The organism is Streptomyces sp. NPDC002463 (genome assembly GCF_042889835.1).
Lineage (GTDB): Bacteria > Actinomycetota > Actinomycetes > Streptomycetales > Streptomycetaceae > Streptomyces > Streptomyces nymphaeiformis.
Genome location: NZ_JBIARL010000003.1, coordinates 253400 through 269335 on the forward strand (window position 1 = coordinate 253400; position 15936 = coordinate 269335).

Consider the following 15936-nt stretch of genomic DNA (forward strand, 5'->3'; position numbering starts at 1 on the left):
CGGGCCGGTCACCGCGCCTCGGCGGAGCGCGTACGGGCGATGTGGCCGGCCGCGAGCCAGCTGAAGGTCATCGCGGGGCCGATGGTCGCGCCGGGTCCCGGGTAGGTCTCGCCCATGACGGCGGACGACACGTTGCCGGAGGCGTACAGGCCGTCGATGGGTGTGCCGTCCTCCCGCAGGACGCGGGCGGTGGCGTCCGTGACCAGGCCGCCCTTGGTGCCGATGTCACCGGGGTGGACGGGGATCGCGAAGTACGGGCCCTTCTCCAGCGGCGCCAGGTTGGGGTTGGGGAGCGTCGGGTCGCCGTAGTAGCGGTCGTAGACGCTGTCGCCGCGGTGGAAGTCCTCGTCCCGGCCGGCGCGGGCGAAGCCGTTGAAGCGGTCGACGGTGGCGCGCAGCCGCTCCGGTGCGACGTCGATCAGGGCGGCGAGGTCCTCGACGGTCGGGGCCTTCTTGACGAAGCCGCTCTCCAGCCACGGCTTCGGGAAGGACTGGCCCGGGAAGAGGCCCATGAAGATGTAGCGGGACTTGGCGGTGGCGTCGAGGATCAGCCAGGAGGGGACGGTGGTCGCCCCGGGCTTGTCGTTCGCGTACATGGCGTCGACGAACTCGTGGTAAGGGGCTGCCTCGTTGGCGTAGCGTTCCCCTGCCGCGTCGACGATCACCATGCAGGGGATGCCGCGGTCGGCGACGAGGAAGAACGGCTTGCCCTCGGGAGGCACCACCGACGGCGCGCCCCAGACCCGGTCCATCAGGTCGGTCGCGGCGCCGAGGGCCATGGCCGGCTCCAGGGCGTCGCCGGTCTGGCCGTCGGACGCGGAGCTCCACTCGGTGGAGGTGGGCCCCGGCAGGTACTTCTCGCGGAGCTTCTGGTCATGGGAGAAGCCTCCGGAGGCGAGGACGACGCCGCCGGTCGCGCGGACGGTGAGCTCGCGGCCGTTCCGGGTGATCCGGACGCCGGTGACCCTGCCGTCCTCCTCGACGAGTCCGGTCAGCGGGGCGGAGAGCCACAGGTCGGCGCCGAGGGCGTCGAGGGAGTGCCGCATGCGGGCGATCAGCGCCTCGCCGAGGGAGAGCAGCTCCTGGCCGGAGAGCCGGGCCTTGACCGCCTGGGCGCCGACCTTGACGGCGGTGCGGCGGCCGGACCAGGTGCGTCCCACCATGTTCAGCTGCCGGAAGTCCTTGGAGGTGATGGTGAGGCCGTACGTGGGCAGGCCGGCGCGGCGCATGGTGGCGCGCTGCTCGGGGCAAAGCTTTTTGAAGTCGAAAATTCGCGGTTCAATCGAGCGGCCCTGCGGGTAGCCGCCGAGCCGCTCGGGGTAGTAGTCGGAGTAGCCGGGGGTGTAGACGAACCTCACGGCCGTGCGGTCGTGGAACTCCCGTACCATCCGCGGCCCGTGGGCGACGTAGGCGTCCTTGCGCTCGGCGGGGACCCGGTCGCCGACCGTGGCGTCCAGGTAGGCGCGGGCCTTCTCGGGGGTGTCGCCGAGCCCGGCTTCGTCCAGGTGGAAGTTGTCCGGGACCCAGATCGCGCCGCCGGACAGGGCGGTCGAGCCGCCGTAGACGTCGGTCTTCTCCAGCACCAGGGCGGTGAGTCCGCGCAGCCGGGCGGTGATGGCCGCGGCCATGCCGGCGGCGCCGGAGCCGACGACCACCACGTCGTACGTGTGGTCCCACTGGTCGTTCATCGCGTTCTCCCTGGTTGTCTCGGGTGGGTCGGCGGCCGGGGCGGGCCGTCCTCCGCCCCGGCCGCCGGGTCGTCGCGCGCGGTGAGCCGCGCGTCGGTTCAGCGGGCGGTGATCCGCGCGTCGGTGAGGACCGGTGCGTCCCCGCGGTTCGCGGCGGTGGCCGTGAGCCGGTAGCCGTCGGGGGTGTCCCAGACGCGCAGCCTCAGGGTCTCGCCGGGGAAGAAGACTCCGGCGAAGCGCGTACGGCAGCCGGCGACCGCGCTCGCGTCGCCGTCGAGCAGCCGGTCGGTGACGGCCTTGACCGCCATCCCGAAGGTGCAGAGCCCGTGCAGGATGGGGCGGTCGTGGCCGGCGCGCCGGGCGGTGGCGGGGTCCGCGTGCAGCGGGTTCCAGTCGCCGGTGAGCCGGTAGAGCAGCGCCTGCTGACGGAGCGTCGGGATCTCGGCCACCAGGTCGGGTTCCCGGTCGGGCGCGGGGAGGCGTTCGGAGGGGCCTCGGTCGCCGCCGAAGCCGCCCTCGCCGTGGACGAAGATCTGGTTGCGCTGGGTGATCAGCGGCTCGCCGTCCTCGCCGGTGAGGGTGGACTCCTGGACGATGACGGCGGCCTTGCCCTTGTCGTGGACGGCCGCGACCCGGGTGGCCGCGGTCGCCCGGGCGGCGGTGGGCAGCGGGCGGTGGACCGTGATCTCCTGGCCGCCGTGGAGCACGTTCGCCAGGTCGATGTCGACGCCCGGCAGGTCGAAGACCTGGAAGCCGACACCGCCGGTGCCGCCGGCGACGACTCCGAAGGTGGGCAGGACCTGGAGGCCCCGCTCGTGTCCTTCGTACGTGTAACGCAGTTCGCGCGGGTCGGTCTCGGGGACGCCGGCGCCGAGGGCCAGGTGGTAGAGCCGTACGTCGCGCTCGTCCCATCCGGCCTCGGTGCGCACCGGCGGCGCCGAGGTCGCCTTCTCCACGTCGATCGGCATCAGAACGCGCCCACGGCGTAACGGCTGCGGAAGAAGAGCAGCGGCCGGCCGTCCTCGCCGGCGTCGAGCGCCACCACCTGCGCGGTGACCAGGTGGTGGTCGCCGGCCTCGTAGACGGCGTCCAGCTCGCACTCCACGTGGGCCAGGGCTCCGTCGATGCGTACGGTGCCGTGCTCGCCGGTGCTCCAGGGCACCCCGGCGAACTTGTCGGGGCCGCTGCGGCCGAGCGCGGCACAGGTGTCCCGCTGGTCCTCGGCGAGGATGTTGACGCAGAAGCGGCCCGCGCGCTCGATCCTCGGCCAGCTGGTGGAGTTCTTGCCGACGGCCAGCATGACCAGCGGGGGGTCGAGGGAGAGCGAGGCGAAGGACTGGCAGGCGAAGCCGACGGGCTCCACGGCGTCGGCGTCGAGCGTGGCGACGACCGTGATGCCGCTGGCGAACCGGCCGAGCACGTCGCGGAACTCGGAGGGCGGGATCAGCCGTTCCACTGGTGGCCCCAGAAGCTGTCGGCGGTGATCTCCTTCGCGACCCAGGTGGCGGGGTCGACGACGAGGCCGTCCCAGCCGTACTCGACCTGGAAGCCGCCGGGGGCCTGGGCGTAGAAGGACACCATGCGGTCGTTGGTGTGGCGGCCGAGGCTGGACGCGATGGGGATGCCGGCGGCGTGCATGCGGTCGAGGCCGCGGCCCACGTCGTCGAGGGTCTCCAGCTCCACCATGAAGTGCACGATGCCGGGGGGCAGCGCGCCGGGGTAGAGCCCGAGGCTGTGGTGGCGGCGGTTGGGGCTGAGGAAGTGCATCCAGTGGAAGTCCCGCTGCTCGGTGGCGGTCGGGACGGCCTGCGGCGGCAGCTTCATGGAGTCGCGCAGCTGGAAGCCGAGCAGGTTCTCGTAGAAGTCGAGGGCGGCCTCGATGTCCGGCACGGGGAGCACGACGTGGCCGAGGCCGAGGTCTCCGGTGACGAAGCGGTTGCCGTACGGGGTGCCGAGCGCGGTGTGGTCCTGCGCCTGGCCCCAGTAGATCTCCAGCGGGTTGCCGCCCGGGTCGGTCACGTGGATGAGGCCCTGGACGCGGCGCTCGGTGAGTTCGGCGGGGTCGGCGGCCTTGACGGCGACGCCGGCCTCCTCCAGTTCCTCGGCGACGCGGGCGAGGGCGGCGGCGTTCGCCACCTCCCAGCCGGCGGCGAGGAGCCGGTCGCTCTCGCCTGCCTGGATGACGATGCGGTAGGCGCGGTCGTCCAGGCGGAGGCAGAGGGTGTCCTCGGTGGTGCCGGATGCCTCCACCATGCCGAGGACGTCGAGCGCGTAGCGGCGCCATTCGTCCAGGGTGGTGGTCTCCAGGCGGAGGTAGCCGAGAGCGCGGATGTCCATGGTGTGCACCCCTTCTGTGGAGGGTCTCAGTGGGAGAAGAAGTCGACGGCGAGGCGGTTGAACTCGTCGGCCCGCTCGGTCTGGGCCCAGTGGCCGCAGTGCGGGAAGACGTGCAGACGCGCGTCGGGGATGGTCCTGAGGGCGACGAGCGCGCCGTCGAGGGGGTTGACGCGGTCCTCGCGGCCCCAGGTGAGGAGCACCGGGTGGGTGATCCGGTGGGCCTCGCGCCAGAGCATCGTGTCCTCGGCCCAGGCGGGGTCGGCGAACGAGGCCCCCATCCGGGCGCCGCCGAGCCGGGTGTCGGGGTCGGTGGCCGAGGCCCAGCGCTCCTCGACGAGTTCGTCGGTGACGATCGACTGGTCGTACGCCATGACGCCGAGGAACGCCCGCATCTGCTCCCGGGTGGGCTCGGGCGAGGCGTTGAACTCGAAGAGCCGCTTGATGCCCTCGGTCGGGTCGGGCGCGAAGAGGTTGACGGAGACTCCGCCGGGGCCCATCAGGAGGAGCTTGCCCACCTTGTCCGGGTGGTTGAGCGCCATGCGGACGGAGGTGCCGCCGCCGAGGGAGTTGCCGATGAAGTGCGCCTGCCGGATGCCCAGTTCGTCCATGAGGGCGGCGACGGCGTCGGCGCTGAAGCTGAAGTAGTCCTTGTCGAGCTCCGGCTTGTCCGAGCGGCCGAAGCAGGGCTGGTCGACGAGCAGCGTGCGGAAGTGCTCGGCGAAGACCGGGAGGTTGCGGCCGAAGTTGCTCCAGGCGGAGGCGCCGGGGCCGCCGCCGTGGAGCATGATGACGACGGGGGCCTCGGTGGCCCGGTCGGCGGGGGCGGCCTCGTGGTAGTGGAGGGTGAGCCCGGCCGCCTTGGCGGTGCGGGAGGTCGACTCGTACGTGAGCTCTGCCATCGTCGGCGCCTCTCAGGCCATGGTGTCTTGGATGTCGATGCCGAGCGCGCTCTGCCCGTACATGACGAGGGCCCGCTCGGGGTCGTTGGCGGCGTGGCCGCGACCGGTGTGGGCGTCGCGCCAGGCGCGCTGGACGAGGCCGGGGCCGGTGCGCATGGCGCTGCCGCCGGAGTTCTCCATGAGCAGGTCGACCGCCGCGACGGAGCGCTCGGTGGCGAGCACCTGGTCGCGCCGGGTGCGCGTGCGCAGCTCCATCGGGATCTCCTCGCCGCGCTCGGCGAGGGCGTACATCTCGCCGATGTTGCGGGTCAGCTGCAGCCAGCTCGCGTCGATGTCGCCGGCGGCGCGGGCGATGCGGACCTGCGCGAAGGGGTCCTCGGCGACCTTCTGCCCGTACGAGACGCGGAACCGCTGCCGGGTGGCCTCGGCGTACGACTCGAAGGCGCCCTCCGCGATGCCGACGATCGGAGTGGAGATGGTGGTGGTGAATACCCCGGCGTAGGGCAGCCGGTACAGCGGCTCGGGGTTGACCTCGTGGCCGGGCACCTTCAGGGCGGTGACCGGGCCGAAGCTCAGGGCGCGGTGCTCGGGGACGAAGACGTCCTCGACGACCACGTCGTTGCTGCCGGTGCCGCGCAGGCCGACCGTGTCCCACACGTCGTCGACGCGGTAGTCGGAGCGGGGGATCAGGAAGGTGCGCATGTCGACCGGGTTGCCCTCGCCGTCGGTGACGAGGCAGCCGAGGAGCGCCCAGCGGGCGTGGTCGCAGCCGGAGGAGAAGTGCCAGCGGCCGGAGAGCCGGAAGCCGCCGTCGGCGGCGGTGGCCTTGCCGGTGGGCGCGTACGAGGAGGCGATGCGGGTCTTGGGGTCCTGCCCCCACACCTCCTGCTGGGCGCGGGGGTCGAACAGGGCGACGTGCCAGGGGTGGACGCCGACCACGGAGGCGACCCAGCCGGTCGAGCCGCACGCCTTGGCGATCTCCTTGACCGCCGAGTAGAAGACCACCGGGTCGGCCGCGCGGCCGCCGAAGGCCTTGGGCTGGAGCAGCTGGAAGAAGCCGGTGTCCTCCAGTTCCTTGACGGAGGCGTCGGGCACCCGGCGCAGCGCCTCCGCCTCGGCCGCGCGGTCGCGCAGGGCGGGGGCCAGGTCACGGATCGCTGCCAGGACGTCATCGGCCATGGGGGCATCCCCTTTCGGGTCGTGGTGGGGGAATGCCAGGACCGTACGGCGTGCCGTACGGCAGCGAAATGCGCTGCTCCCACTGAGCGGGAACCCTCGTGCGGGAGGGCCCCGGCGGGGCGGAGCGGGGGCGGGACGCCCGTCAGACCATCGGGTCGTGGACGTCCATGCCGAGGGCGTCCTGGGCGTACAGGACCAGGGCCCGCTCGATGTCGTTGGCGGCCTGGCCGCGGCCGGTGTGGAGGTCGCGCCAGGCCCGCTGCAGGACGTCGTCGCCCACGTGCAGCGGTCCCCGGCCGGCGTTCTCCATGAGGAGGTCCACGGCCGTGAGGGCGCGTTCGGTGGCGAGCGCCTGGTCGCGGCGGGCGCGGGCGCGCAGCTCCCTCGGGATCTCCGCGCCGGCGCGCGCGACCGCGTACAGCTCCGCCATGTTGCGGGCGAGTTGCAGCCGGGCGGCGTCGATCTCGCCGGCGGCGCGGGCGATGCGGACCTGCGCGAAGGGGTCCTCGGCGGCCCTCCTGCCCCGGTCGTTCCGCAGGCGTGCGCGGGCCGCGCCGAGCTGGTCCTCGTGGGCGCCCTCGGCGATGCCGACCATCGCGGTGGAGATGGCGGTGGTGAAGACGGCCGCGTACGGCAGCCGGTACAGCGGTTCGGGGTGGATCTCCTGTCCGGGGCAGCGCAGCGTGGTCACCGGGCCGTAGCCGAGCGTCCGGTGGGCGGGCACGAAGGCGCCCTCGACGACGAGGTCGTTGCTGCCGCTGCCGCGCAGGCCGACCGTGTCCCACACGTCGTCGACGCGGTAGTCGGACCGGGGGACCAGGAACGTGCGCATGTCCACCGGCCGGCCCTCGCCGTCGGTGACGAGCCCGCCGAGCAGGACCCAGCGGGCGTGGTCGCAGCCGGCGGAGAAGCGCCACCGTCCGGAGAGCCTGAAGCCGCCCTCGACGGGAGTGACCTCGCCCGTGGGGGCGTGGGAGGAGCAGATCCGGGTGGAGCCGTCCGCGCCCCAGACCTCCTCCTGCGCCCGTGGGTCGAACTGGGCCACGTACCAGGGGTGGACGCCGAGGACGGATGCCGCCCAGCCGGTCGATCCGCACGCCTTGGCGATCTCGTGCACGGCGGCGTAGAAGACGGCGGGGTCGGCGGCGAGTCCGCCGTACGCCCCGGGACGGAGCAGCCGGAAGAAGCCTGCGGCCTCCAGCTCCTGGACGGAGGCGTCGGGCACCCGGCGCAGCGCCTCCGCCTCGGCGGCGCGCTCGCGCAGGGCGGGGGCGAGGGCGCGGACCGCCGCGAGAACGTCCTCGTCGCGCATGGGTGCCCCTCTCGGAATCCGGTCTCGTCGTGCCGTGACGACAGGGAACCTACGCGTTACTGTTCCGAGACGGAACTCCCTCTTCCCAGCGCCTGTCATCCTCTGGCAATCTCCACGCAATACCGGAGATTACGGACTCGGCCAGGGGCCATTCGGCTGTGCCGTCCGTGTGGGAGGTGTCGATGACGACCCATGCCGTCGAGGCTGTCGAGGCCGGGATGCCGCCGCTGTCCCTGCTGGAGAAGGCGGCGAAGGTGCTGAGCGCCTTCGAGAGCGCGGGCCCCCGGCTCACCCTCACCGAGGTCGTGCAGCGCTCGGGCATCCGGCGCTCCTCCGCGCACCGCATCCTCGACCAGCTGGTGCAGCTGCGCTGGCTGGAGCGCGAGGGCCGCGACTACCGGCTGGGCATGGGCATGCTGGAGCTCGGGGCCATGGCCTCGCACCACAACCGGCTCCGCAGGGCGGCCCTGCCGCATCTGCACGCGCTGCACGAGTCCACCGGGCACCTGGTCCACCTGACCGTGCTCGACGGCTCCGAGGTGGTCTATCTGGAGCGGATCGGCGGCTCGGACGACTCCGTGGTGCCCTCGCGCACGGGCGGCCGGCAGCCGGCGTACTGCACGGCCTCGGGCAAGGCGATCCTGGCCTTCGGCGACAGCGGGCCGATCGAGCAGGTGATACGGGACGGGCTGCGGCCGCGTACCCCGCGCACCCTCACCCGCCCCGAGTCCTTCCGCCGTGAGCTGGCGATGACGCGGGAGCGCGGCGTCGCCTTCGACCACGAGGAGGGATACCGGGGGGTGTTCTGCGTGGCCGCCCCGCTGCGCGGCGCCGGCCGGGCCATCGCCGCGGTCTCGGTCAGCGGCCACGGCGTCCACCGCGAGATGGAGCGGCTAGCCCCGGCCGTGCGCGGCTGCGCGCGGTCGGTGTGGCAGGCGATGTTCGGACCGGGGCGGCAGTCGGAGAAGCGCGCGAGGCCCGAGGGGTCCGGGGCGGGGATCCCTCAGCCCTCGATGGACAACATGATGGCGTGGCTGCGGTTCAGCGACTGGATGTAGCCACTGGAGGGACGTGACGACGCCGTCCCCGGAGTCCGTACGGGCTCCGGGGACGGCGTGCTTTCGGCTACCAGGTGCGGTCGCCGCGGAGGACCGCGTCGGCTCCCCCGTCGGCGAAGACGACCTGCCCGGTCACCAGGCTGTTCTCGGGCGAGACGAGCCATGCGAGGAGCGGGGCGATCTGCTCGGGGCGGGCGTGGCCGTGCAGCGGCATCGGCACGCTCTGCTCGACGAGCCCCCGCATCTCCGGGTCGTCGAGCAGCGGCCGGGTCAGCGGTGTGACGACGACGCCGGGCGCCACGGCGTTCAGCGGGACGCCCGCGCCGGCCCACGCGTCGCCGGGGGCGGCGCGGCGGACCCAGCGGGAGATCGCCGCCTTGGACGAGGAGTACACGAGGTGCCCCTCGCCCCGGTCGACGGCCGCCCGCGCGGCGGCCACCGCGCCCTCCTCGTCCCCGGCGAGCGCGGTGTCCACGATCGCGGAATCGACCGGGTGGACCGCGTCGACGGAGCCGACGACCACGGCCCGCGGCTCTGTGCCCGCCGCGAGCAGCGGACGCAGTCCGTCGAGCGTGGCCACGGCGCCGAAGTGGTTGACCTTGATCGTGAGGGGGTCGAAGTGCGCGACGCCCGCACAGGAGACGACGGCGTCGAGACGGCCGCCGGTCAGCTCGCGGGCCCGGGCGACGAGTTCGGCCCGGCCCTCGGCCGTGGACAGATCGGCGCGGATGTCGCCCCCGGCGAGGTCGGCGCCGATGACGGTGTGGCCCCGCCGCCGCAGGAGGGCGGCGGTGGCCTCGCCGATGCCGGAGGCGGCTCCGGTCACCAGGCAGGTACGGGACATGGCGGTGCCCTCCTCAGGAGTAGGTGATCTCGACCCGGTCGGTGAGCGGGAGGGCCTGGCAGGCCAGGACGTACCCCCCGGCGATGTCCTGGTCGTCCAGGACGTCGTTGCGGAGCATCTTGACCTCGCCCGCCACGACCCGGCAGGTGCAGGCGCTGCAGGCGCCCTCCCGGCAGGAGTACGGGGCGTCCACGCCGGCGGCCAGGAGCACGTCGAGCAGGGGCGCCGCCGGCGGCCAGGCCACGGTGTGGGTCTCGCCGTCGAGCTCGACCTCGGCCGTACCGCCGCCCGCCGCCTCCGTGTCCACCGGAACGGCCGGGGCGTCGAAGACGTCCGCGCCGAGGGAGAAGAACCGCTCCCGGTGGATGCGGTCGCCCGGCGCGCCGAGCGACCGCAGGGCCTGCTCGACGGCGTCCATGAGCGGCTGCGGGCCGCAGACGAAGGCCTCACGGCCCGCGTACGGCCCGAGGACGGCGGCCAGCCGGTCCACGGACGGCAGGCCCTGGAGCGACTCCAGCCAGTGGTGCACGAGCAGTCGGTGCGGATGGTCCTGGGCCAGGGCCCGCAGTTCGTCGCGGAAGACGACCGAGGACTCGTCGCGGTTGGCGTACAGCAGCACCACCTTGCCCCGGCCGGCGGCCAGGGCCGATTTGGCGATCGACAGGACGGGGGTGATGCCGCTCCCCCCGGCGACCAGCAGCAGGTCGCCGTCGAGGGAGTCGGGGGTGAAGGTGCCGGCCGGGGGCAGCACCTCCAGCTCGTCGCCGGCCGCGAGGCGGTCGCAGACCCAGTTGGATCCGTACCCGCCGGCGACGCGTTTGACGGTGATCTTCAAGGGCTCGCCGGTGTGGGGCGAGCTGGCGAGCGAGTAGCAGCGGGCGGCGGGCCGCCCGTCCGCACCGGGCAGCTTCAGGGTGAGGAACTGCCCGGGGCGGTACGCGAAGCGGTCGGCGCTCTCCGCCGGCGCCTGGAGCACCAGGGAGTGCGCGTCGGCCGTCTCGACGACGACCTCGACGACCCGCAGCCGGTGGGTACGGGCCCCGGTCGTGGGCTCAGACATCGACGGCCTCCGGGGTGCCGGGCGCCGGGGCGCCGAACGGCGGAGTGCCGGCCTCCGGGTCTCCGGGACCGGGGACGACCGGATCCGGGGTGTGAGACCCCGGGGTTCCGGACTCCCGGGCTCCGGCCGTCGGGGTTTCCGGCTCCAGGGTGCTCACCGTCAGGCTCCCGTCCTCCACCGCGCGGGCGATGCTCACCCGCAGGGACCGGCAGGTCCGCATCCGGGCGGTGGTCACGCCCGGGCTCACCCGGTCGCGGAACTCCGCGCAGGCGACGGCCGCGTCGGCCGTCCACTGCACGGAGGTGTGGGCGACGCTGAACTTCTCGCACAGGACCTGGTTGCCGCAGGCCGCGCACTCCACCGCTCGCATCTCAGGCTCCGGTTTCCGTCTCCGCCGCGCGGCGCGCGAGGTTCTCCTCGACCTCGGCGCGCCAGGCCGTGTTGGCGCGCTGGGTGTCGATCTCGAACTCGAAGCGGCGGGTCATCTCGTCCTTGACGTCGGCGACGTCCACGTAGAACTGCTCGTACCAGCGGCGCAGCTGGTAGACCGGGCCGTCCTCCTCGGTGAGCAGGGGGTTGTCGATCCGGGTCTTGTTCCGCCAGATCTCCACGTCCTGCTCGAAGCCGACGGTGGCGCCCTCGGCGGTGAGCCGCGCCGCCTCCGTGGCCTGCTCATCGGTCATCCCGGGCAGCCGCTTCACGATCGCCCCGTACTGGAGCAGGAAGCTGTTCCCGTCGATCGGGTAGTGGCAGTTGATGAGGACGATCTCCATCTCCACGCCGCCGCCGACGTCGCTGTAGAGGTTGTCGATCATGTAGGAGGGGCCGAAGTAGGAGGCGTCGGAGCGCAGGCGGCCGGAGCTGAGGGTGCCCAGTTCCATGTCGCCGCGGGGGCTGCTCTCCATGTACTGCGTGGCGACGTGGCCGTCGAAGACGTTCTTGAAGTACTCGGGGAACGCGTAGTGGACGTAGTAGAAGTGCGCCATGTCCACGACGTTGTCGACGATCTCGCGGCAGTTGGCGCCCTCGACCCGGAGGGTCTTCCAGGTCCAGTCGCTCCACTGGTCGGCTTCCGGGCCGTGGATGCCCGCGATCTCGGGGACGGTCACCTCGGCGGGCGGCGGGTTGCCCTCCGGGTCGTTCCACACGAAGAGCTGCCTGTTGCGCTCCAGGGAGATCCAGGCGCGGGTCCTGGCGCGGGGCGGGACGCGTCGGGCGTACGGGATGCCGGCGCAGCGGCCGTCGCCCGACCAGCGCCAGTCGTGGAAGGGGCAGGCGACGGCGTCGCCCTTGACGGTGCCCTGGGCGAGGTTGCCGCCCATGTGGGGGCAGTAGGCGTTCAGGACGTGCAGCTGTCCGTCGTCCTCGCCCTGGAAGACCACCAGCTTGGTGCCGAAGGCCTCGATCTCGTGCGGCTTGCCGTCCTTGAAGCCGTCGGCGAGGCCGAGGCAGTGCCAGCCCCGGGCGAAGCGCGCCGGCGGCCTGCCCGTCTCGATGACCCGGACCTCGTCGTTGAGAGCAGTCATCTCGTCCCTCCTGGTTTCTGTCGGTTCAGTTCTGTGCGGCGAGTTCGACGGCGATGTCGATGAGCTGGTCCTCCTGGCCGCCGACCAGGCGGCGCTCGCCCGCGCGCAGGAGGATCTCGGCGCCGGAGACGCCGTAGCGCTCCGCCTGCCGGTAGGCGTGCTTGAGGAAGCTGGAGTAGACGCCGGCGTGGCCCATGAGCAGGGCGAGCCGATCGAGCCGGCACTCGTCGTCCATGACCGGGCGGACCACGTCCTCGGCCGCGTCGATGATCTTCAGGACGTCGATGCCGGTGCGGATGCCCATCTTGGCGCAGACGGCGACGAGGGCCTCGACGGCCGTGTTGCCCGCGCCGGCGCCGAGCCGGCGGGTGGAACCGTCGATCTGCAGGGCTCCGGCCCTGATCGCGGCGATGGAGTTGCCGGTGCCGAGGGCCAGGTTCTCGTGTCCGTGGAAGCCGACCTGGGCGTCGTCGCCGAGCTCGGACACCAGGGCCTCGACCCGGGCCGTGACGTCGTCCATGACCATGGCGCCGGCCGAGTCGACCACGTACACGCACTGGCAGCCCGCGTCGGCCATGATGCGGCCCTGCCGGGCCAGCTTCTCGGGGGTGGTGGAGTGGGCCATCATCAGGAAGCCGACGGTCTCCAGGCCCGTCTCCCGGGCGAGTCCGAAGTGCTGGTCCGCGATGTCGGCCTCGGTGCAGTGGGTGGCGATGCGGCAGATGCTCGCGCCGTTGCCGTGGGCGGCCCGGATGTCGTCCTTGACGCCGAGCCCGGGGAGCATGAGGAAGGCGATCCTCGCCCGCCGCGCGGTGTCCACCGCGACCTTGATCAGCTCCTGCTCGGGGGTCTTGGAGAAGCCGTAGTTGAACGAGGACCCGCCGAGCCCGTCGCCGTGCGTCACCTCGATGACCGGGACGCCGGCGTCGTCGAGGGCGGCGACGACGGACCGTACGTCGTCGGCGGTGAACTGGTGCCGCTTGGCGTGCGAGCCGTCGCGCAGCGAGGAGTCGGTGACGCGGATGTCGAGGGTGTCCGAGTAGGCCATGCGAGGTGCTCCTTACGCGCCCGGGGCGAGGATCGCCTTGGCGAACTCCTCGCCGACCTTGGTGGCGGCGGCGGTCATGATGTCGAGGTTTCCGGCGTAGGGCGGCAGGTAGTCGCCCGCGCCCTCCACCTCCAGGAAGATCGCGACGCGGGCCATCCCGTCGTTCTCGGGATTGGGGTATCCCCTGCTCGAGCGAAGCCGAGAGCTTGGGGAAGGGTCGTCGAACTGCGGTTCGGCGCGCAGCCGGTAGCCGGGGACGTACGAGGCGACCTGCTCGGCGATCTCCTTGACGGAGAGCGAGATGGCGTCCCGGTCTGCGTCCTCGGGGATGGCGCAGAAGACGGTGTCGCGCATGATGACGGGCGGCTCGGCCGGGTTGAGGATGATGATGGCCTTGCCGCGCGCGGCGCCGCCGATGGTCTCGATGCCGCGTGAGGTGGTACGGGTGAACTCGTCGATGTTCGCGCGGGTTCCGGGGCCTGCGGAGACGGAGGCGACCGAGGCGACGATCTCCGCGTACGGCACCGGGGCGACGCGGGAGACCGCGTACACCATGGGGATGGTGGCCTGTCCGCCGCAGGTGATCATGTTGACGTTGGTCTCGTCGAGGTGCTCGCGGAGGTTGGCGGGCGGTACGACGGCGGGGCCGACGGCCGCCGGCGTCAGGTCGACGGCCTTGATGCCTAGCTCCGCGTAGCGCGGGGCGTTGGCCCGGTGGACGTAGGCGCTGGTGGCCTCGAAGACGATGTCGGGCTTCTCGTCCTGGGCGAGGAGCCAGTCGACGCCTTCGTGGCTGGCTTCCAGGCCGGCGCGGGCGGCGCGGGCGAGGCCCTCGCTCTCGGGATCGACGCCGATCATCCAGCGGGGCTCGACGTGCTCGGAGCGCAGCAGCTTGTACAGCAGGTCGGTGCCGATGTTGCCGGAACCGACGATGGCGGCGGTCGCCTTTGTCTTGATGGTCATGATCACCTCAGATGAACGAGAGGGAGACGGAGCCAAGGCCGGTGAACTCGGCGGTGAAGGTCGCCCCGGCCGCCACGTCGACGGCCCGGGTGCACGAACCGGGCAGCACGACGTGCCCCTTCTTCAGGGACACGCCGAAGCGGGCGACGGTACGGGCGAGCCAGGCGACGGAGCGGGTCGGGTCACCGAGCACGGCGTCGCCGCGACCCTCGGCGAGAAGCTCGCCGCCGGCGGTCAGCCGCGCCTCGATGGCCGTGAGGTCCAGCTCACGGGGGTCCCGCCCCTCGCCGATCACATAACCGGCGGAGGAGGCGTTGTCCGCGATGGTGTCGGCGATGGTGATCCGCCAGTCCCGGATCCTGCTGTCGATCAGCTCCAGGGCGGGCACGACGCGTTCGGTGGCGGCCAGGACGTCAGCCGGGGTGCAGGTCTCGCCCGGCAGGTCGTCGCCGAGGACGAAACCGACCTCGACCTCGACGCGGGGGGCGCAGTAGCGGGCGGCGGTGACGGGGACCTCCTGCCGGAGCTCCATGTCTCCGAGCAGATGTCCGTAGTCCGGTTCGTCGACGCCCATCATCCGCTGCATGACCGGGGACGACAGGCCGACCTTGTGACCGCGCACCTCCGCGCCGGCCGCGAGGCGGTGGCGGATGTTGACGAGCTGGATCTCGTACGCGTCCTCGGTACCGATGCCGGGGAACGCGTCGACGAGCGGGGCGATCGGGGTGACGTGGTCTTCGGCGGAGCGGAGCAGCTCGGCCGCCTCGAGTCTCTGGCGGTCCGTGAGCATGGCGGGTCCCTCCTGCGGGGCGGTTGGGGCTGTGCGGGGAGGCTAGGCCGGGGCGGTCGGCGGCGGGGAGCGCCCGTTCCCGGTGAGCGGGAAACCCCCACGGGCCCCACCGCCTGTTGCGGGCCGCGCCCCGCCCCGTTGTGGGCAGTCGTCCAGCCCGGCGCGGGCCCGTACGGGGCGGGGCGAAGCCCCGGGCAGGCACCGCCCCGGCGGGCGCGGGCCCACACAGGGAGAGGCGAAGCCCCGGGCCTGGGCGTCGCCCCGCCGGATGCGGGCCCGCGTGGGGGCGTCAGCGGGTGCCGTACGCCGGGTGTGGCGGCTCCGCGGACGCCAGGAGCTTCAGGGTCGTCTCGCCCGCCTCCGTCGGCGTCCAGCGCGCCCCCTTGTCGGCCGTCGGGCCCGGCCGCCAGCCCTCCATGACCGTGATCCGCCCGGCCTCCGCCTCGAAGACGCGGCCGGTGACCCCGGCCGAGGCCGCGGAGCCGAGCCAGACGACGAGGGGGGAGACGTTCTCGGGGGCCATCGCGTCGAAGGCGGCGCCGCCGGGCGCGGCCATCGTGTCCGCGAACGTCTGCTCCGTCATCCGGGTCCGGGCCGCGGGCGCGATCGCGTTGACCTGGACCCCGTACCGGCCCATCTCGGCGGCGGCGACGAGCGTCAGACCGACGATCCCGGCCTTGGCCGCCGAGTAGTTGCCCTGGCCCACGCTGCCGAGCAGCCCCGCGCCGGAGCTGGTGTTGACCACCCGCGCGACGGGCTGCCGCCCGGCCCTGGCCTCGGCCCGCCAGTGCGCGGCGGCGTGCTTGAGCGGCAGGAAGTGGCCCTTGAGGTGGACGCGCATGACGGCGTCCCAGTCGTCCTCGTCGAGGTTGACGAGCATGCGGTCGCGCAGGAAGCCCGCGTTGTTGACGAGGGTGTCGAGGCTGCCGAACGTGTCCACGGCCGTGGCGATCAGCGAGGCGGCGCCGTCGGCGGTGGCGATGTCACCGCCGTGGGCGACCGCCTCCCCTCCCGCCGCCCTGATCTCGTCGACGACCTGCTGCGCGGGCCCCGTGCCGCCCCCCGTGCCGTCGAGCCCGACGCCGAGGTCGTTGACGACGACCTTGGCGCCCTCGGCGGCGAAGGCGAGCGCGTGCGCGCGGCCGAGACCGCGGCCGGCCCCGGTGACGATGACGACCCGTCCGTTGCACAGTCCTGTCATGGTGAATCCCTTTCGGTGAGTGGGTCGAGCC

16 protein-coding genes are annotated in these 15936 nt (G+C 73.0%); 1 reads left to right on the top strand and 15 read right to left on the bottom strand.

The genetic code is table 11. From position 1 onward, the window contains the following. Positions 1 to 8: 8 nt before the first annotated feature. The 7 genes from ACFYX3_RS09025 to hsaA (ACFYX3_RS09055) all read right to left on the bottom strand — a co-directional run bounded on the left by ACFYX3_RS09025 (position 9) and on the right by hsaA (ACFYX3_RS09055) (position 7415). Positions 9 to 1688 (bottom strand): FAD-dependent oxidoreductase, encoded by a 1680-nt coding sequence (locus ACFYX3_RS09025; protein WP_389010016.1) that lies wholly within the window; start codon positions 1686 to 1688, stop codon positions 9 to 11. Between the two features lie 98 nt (positions 1689 to 1786). Next, a complete protein-coding gene (locus ACFYX3_RS09030) occupies positions 1787 to 2656 on the bottom strand; it encodes a MaoC/PaaZ C-terminal domain-containing protein (protein WP_389010019.1) in 870 nt (289 codons plus the stop codon). Next, positions 2656 to 3144, bottom strand: a complete 489-nt coding sequence (locus ACFYX3_RS09035; protein WP_116157241.1) for a flavin reductase family protein — start codon at positions 3142 to 3144, stop codon at positions 2656 to 2658. The genes ACFYX3_RS09030 and ACFYX3_RS09035 overlap by 1 nt, the downstream gene beginning before the upstream one ends. Then, positions 3132 to 4025, bottom strand: coding sequence for a VOC family protein (locus ACFYX3_RS09040; protein WP_389010022.1), 894 nt, complete (start codon positions 4023 to 4025; stop codon positions 3132 to 3134). The genes ACFYX3_RS09035 and ACFYX3_RS09040 overlap by 13 nt, the downstream gene beginning before the upstream one ends. A 26-nt stretch (positions 4026 to 4051) precedes the next feature. Then, positions 4052 to 4924, bottom strand: a complete 873-nt coding sequence (hsaD, locus tag ACFYX3_RS09045; RefSeq protein ID WP_389010025.1) for a 4,5:9,10-diseco-3-hydroxy-5,9,17-trioxoandrosta-1(10),2-diene-4-oate hydrolase — start codon at positions 4922 to 4924, stop codon at positions 4052 to 4054. A gap of 12 nt (positions 4925 to 4936) precedes the next feature. Continuing rightward, entirely contained in the window at positions 4937 to 6103 is a 1167-nt protein-coding gene (gene hsaA / locus ACFYX3_RS09050) for a 3-hydroxy-9,10-secoandrosta-1,3,5(10)-triene-9,17-dione monooxygenase oxygenase subunit (RefSeq protein WP_389010028.1), read from the bottom strand. 142 nt (positions 6104 to 6245) lie between these two features. Beyond that, positions 6246 to 7415 (bottom strand): 3-hydroxy-9,10-secoandrosta-1,3,5(10)-triene-9,17-dione monooxygenase oxygenase subunit, encoded by a 1170-nt coding sequence (gene hsaA / locus ACFYX3_RS09055; protein ID WP_389010031.1) that lies wholly within the window; start codon positions 7413 to 7415, stop codon positions 6246 to 6248. Positions 7416 to 7597: 182 nt separating this feature from the next. Between hsaA (ACFYX3_RS09055) and ACFYX3_RS09060 the strand changes: the two genes are divergently transcribed. Then, positions 7598 to 8473 (top strand): IclR family transcriptional regulator, encoded by an 876-nt coding sequence (locus ACFYX3_RS09060; RefSeq protein WP_389010034.1) that lies wholly within the window; start codon positions 7598 to 7600, stop codon positions 8471 to 8473. A gap of 67 nt (positions 8474 to 8540) precedes the next feature. Here ACFYX3_RS09060 and ACFYX3_RS09065 read toward each other — a convergent pair whose 3' ends face one another. The 8 genes from ACFYX3_RS09065 to ACFYX3_RS09100 all read right to left on the bottom strand — a co-directional run bounded on the left by ACFYX3_RS09065 (position 8541) and on the right by ACFYX3_RS09100 (position 15905). Continuing rightward, positions 8541 to 9317 (bottom strand): SDR family oxidoreductase, encoded by a 777-nt coding sequence (locus ACFYX3_RS09065; protein WP_389010037.1) that lies wholly within the window; start codon positions 9315 to 9317, stop codon positions 8541 to 8543. A 13-nt stretch (positions 9318 to 9330) separates the two neighbouring features. Beyond that, entirely contained in the window at positions 9331 to 10377 is a 1047-nt protein-coding gene (locus ACFYX3_RS09070; protein WP_389010040.1) for a 2Fe-2S iron-sulfur cluster-binding protein, read from the bottom strand. Then, on the bottom strand, positions 10370 to 10747 hold the full coding sequence (locus ACFYX3_RS09075) for a hypothetical protein (protein WP_389010043.1): 378 nt from the start codon (positions 10745 to 10747) through the stop codon (positions 10370 to 10372). The genes ACFYX3_RS09070 and ACFYX3_RS09075 overlap by 8 nt, the downstream gene beginning before the upstream one ends. Position 10748: 1 nt before the next feature. Beyond that, a complete protein-coding gene (locus ACFYX3_RS09080) occupies positions 10749 to 11903 on the bottom strand; it encodes a Rieske 2Fe-2S domain-containing protein (protein WP_389010046.1) in 1155 nt (384 codons plus the stop codon). Between the two features lie 25 nt (positions 11904 to 11928). Continuing rightward, entirely contained in the window at positions 11929 to 12951 is a 1023-nt protein-coding gene (gene dmpG / locus ACFYX3_RS09085) for a 4-hydroxy-2-oxovalerate aldolase (RefSeq protein WP_389010049.1), read from the bottom strand. Between the two features lie 12 nt (positions 12952 to 12963). Continuing rightward, on the bottom strand, positions 12964 to 13914 hold the full coding sequence (locus tag ACFYX3_RS09090; protein ID WP_389010052.1) for an acetaldehyde dehydrogenase (acetylating): 951 nt from the start codon (positions 13912 to 13914) through the stop codon (positions 12964 to 12966). Positions 13915 to 13921: 7 nt separating this feature from the next. Then, complete coding sequence (locus tag ACFYX3_RS09095; protein WP_389010055.1) at positions 13922 to 14704, bottom strand: 2-keto-4-pentenoate hydratase; 783 nt, start codon at positions 14702 to 14704, stop codon at positions 13922 to 13924. A 289-nt stretch (positions 14705 to 14993) separates the two neighbouring features. Then, complete coding sequence (locus ACFYX3_RS09100) at positions 14994 to 15905, bottom strand: SDR family oxidoreductase (protein WP_389010058.1); 912 nt, start codon at positions 15903 to 15905, stop codon at positions 14994 to 14996. Positions 15906 to 15936 lie beyond the last annotated feature (31 nt).

What these genes read in the sequence shown, in the direction of transcription:
- ACFYX3_RS09065 (WP_389010037.1), bottom strand. Translation starts at nt 9,317, where the DNA reads ATGTCCCGTACCTGCCTGGTGACCGGAGCCGCCTCCGGCATCGGCGAG.
- ACFYX3_RS09095 (WP_389010055.1), bottom strand. Translation starts at nt 14,704, where the DNA reads ATGCTCACGGACCGCCAGAGACTCGAGGCGGCCGAGCTGCTCCGCTCC.
- ACFYX3_RS09030 (WP_389010019.1), bottom strand. Translation starts at nt 2,656, where the DNA reads ATGCCGATCGACGTGGAGAAGGCGACCTCGGCGCCGCCGGTGCGCACC.
- ACFYX3_RS09075 (WP_389010043.1), bottom strand. Translation starts at nt 10,747, where the DNA reads ATGCGAGCGGTGGAGTGCGCGGCCTGCGGCAACCAGGTCCTGTGCGAG.
- hsaA (WP_389010031.1), bottom strand. Translation starts at nt 7,415, where the DNA reads ATGCGCGACGAGGACGTTCTCGCGGCGGTCCGCGCCCTCGCCCCCGCC.
- ACFYX3_RS09060 (WP_389010034.1), top strand. Translation starts at nt 7,598, where the DNA reads ATGACGACCCATGCCGTCGAGGCTGTCGAGGCCGGGATGCCGCCGCTG.
- hsaA (WP_389010028.1), bottom strand. Translation starts at nt 6,103, where the DNA reads ATGGCCGATGACGTCCTGGCAGCGATCCGTGACCTGGCCCCCGCCCTG.
- dmpG (WP_389010049.1), bottom strand. Translation starts at nt 12,951, where the DNA reads ATGGCCTACTCGGACACCCTCGACATCCGCGTCACCGACTCCTCGCTG.
- ACFYX3_RS09070 (WP_389010040.1), bottom strand. Translation starts at nt 10,377, where the DNA reads ATGTCTGAGCCCACGACCGGGGCCCGTACCCACCGGCTGCGGGTCGTC.
- ACFYX3_RS09080 (WP_389010046.1), bottom strand. Translation starts at nt 11,903, where the DNA reads ATGACTGCTCTCAACGACGAGGTCCGGGTCATCGAGACGGGCAGGCCG.
- ACFYX3_RS09090 (WP_389010052.1), bottom strand. Translation starts at nt 13,914, where the DNA reads ATGACCATCAAGACAAAGGCGACCGCCGCCATCGTCGGTTCCGGCAAC.
- ACFYX3_RS09100 (WP_389010058.1), bottom strand. Translation starts at nt 15,905, where the DNA reads ATGACAGGACTGTGCAACGGACGGGTCGTCATCGTCACCGGGGCCGGC.
- ACFYX3_RS09040 (WP_389010022.1), bottom strand. Translation starts at nt 4,025, where the DNA reads ATGGACATCCGCGCTCTCGGCTACCTCCGCCTGGAGACCACCACCCTG.
- hsaD (WP_389010025.1), bottom strand. Translation starts at nt 4,924, where the DNA reads ATGGCAGAGCTCACGTACGAGTCGACCTCCCGCACCGCCAAGGCGGCC.
- ACFYX3_RS09025 (WP_389010016.1), bottom strand. Translation starts at nt 1,688, where the DNA reads ATGAACGACCAGTGGGACCACACGTACGACGTGGTGGTCGTCGGCTCC.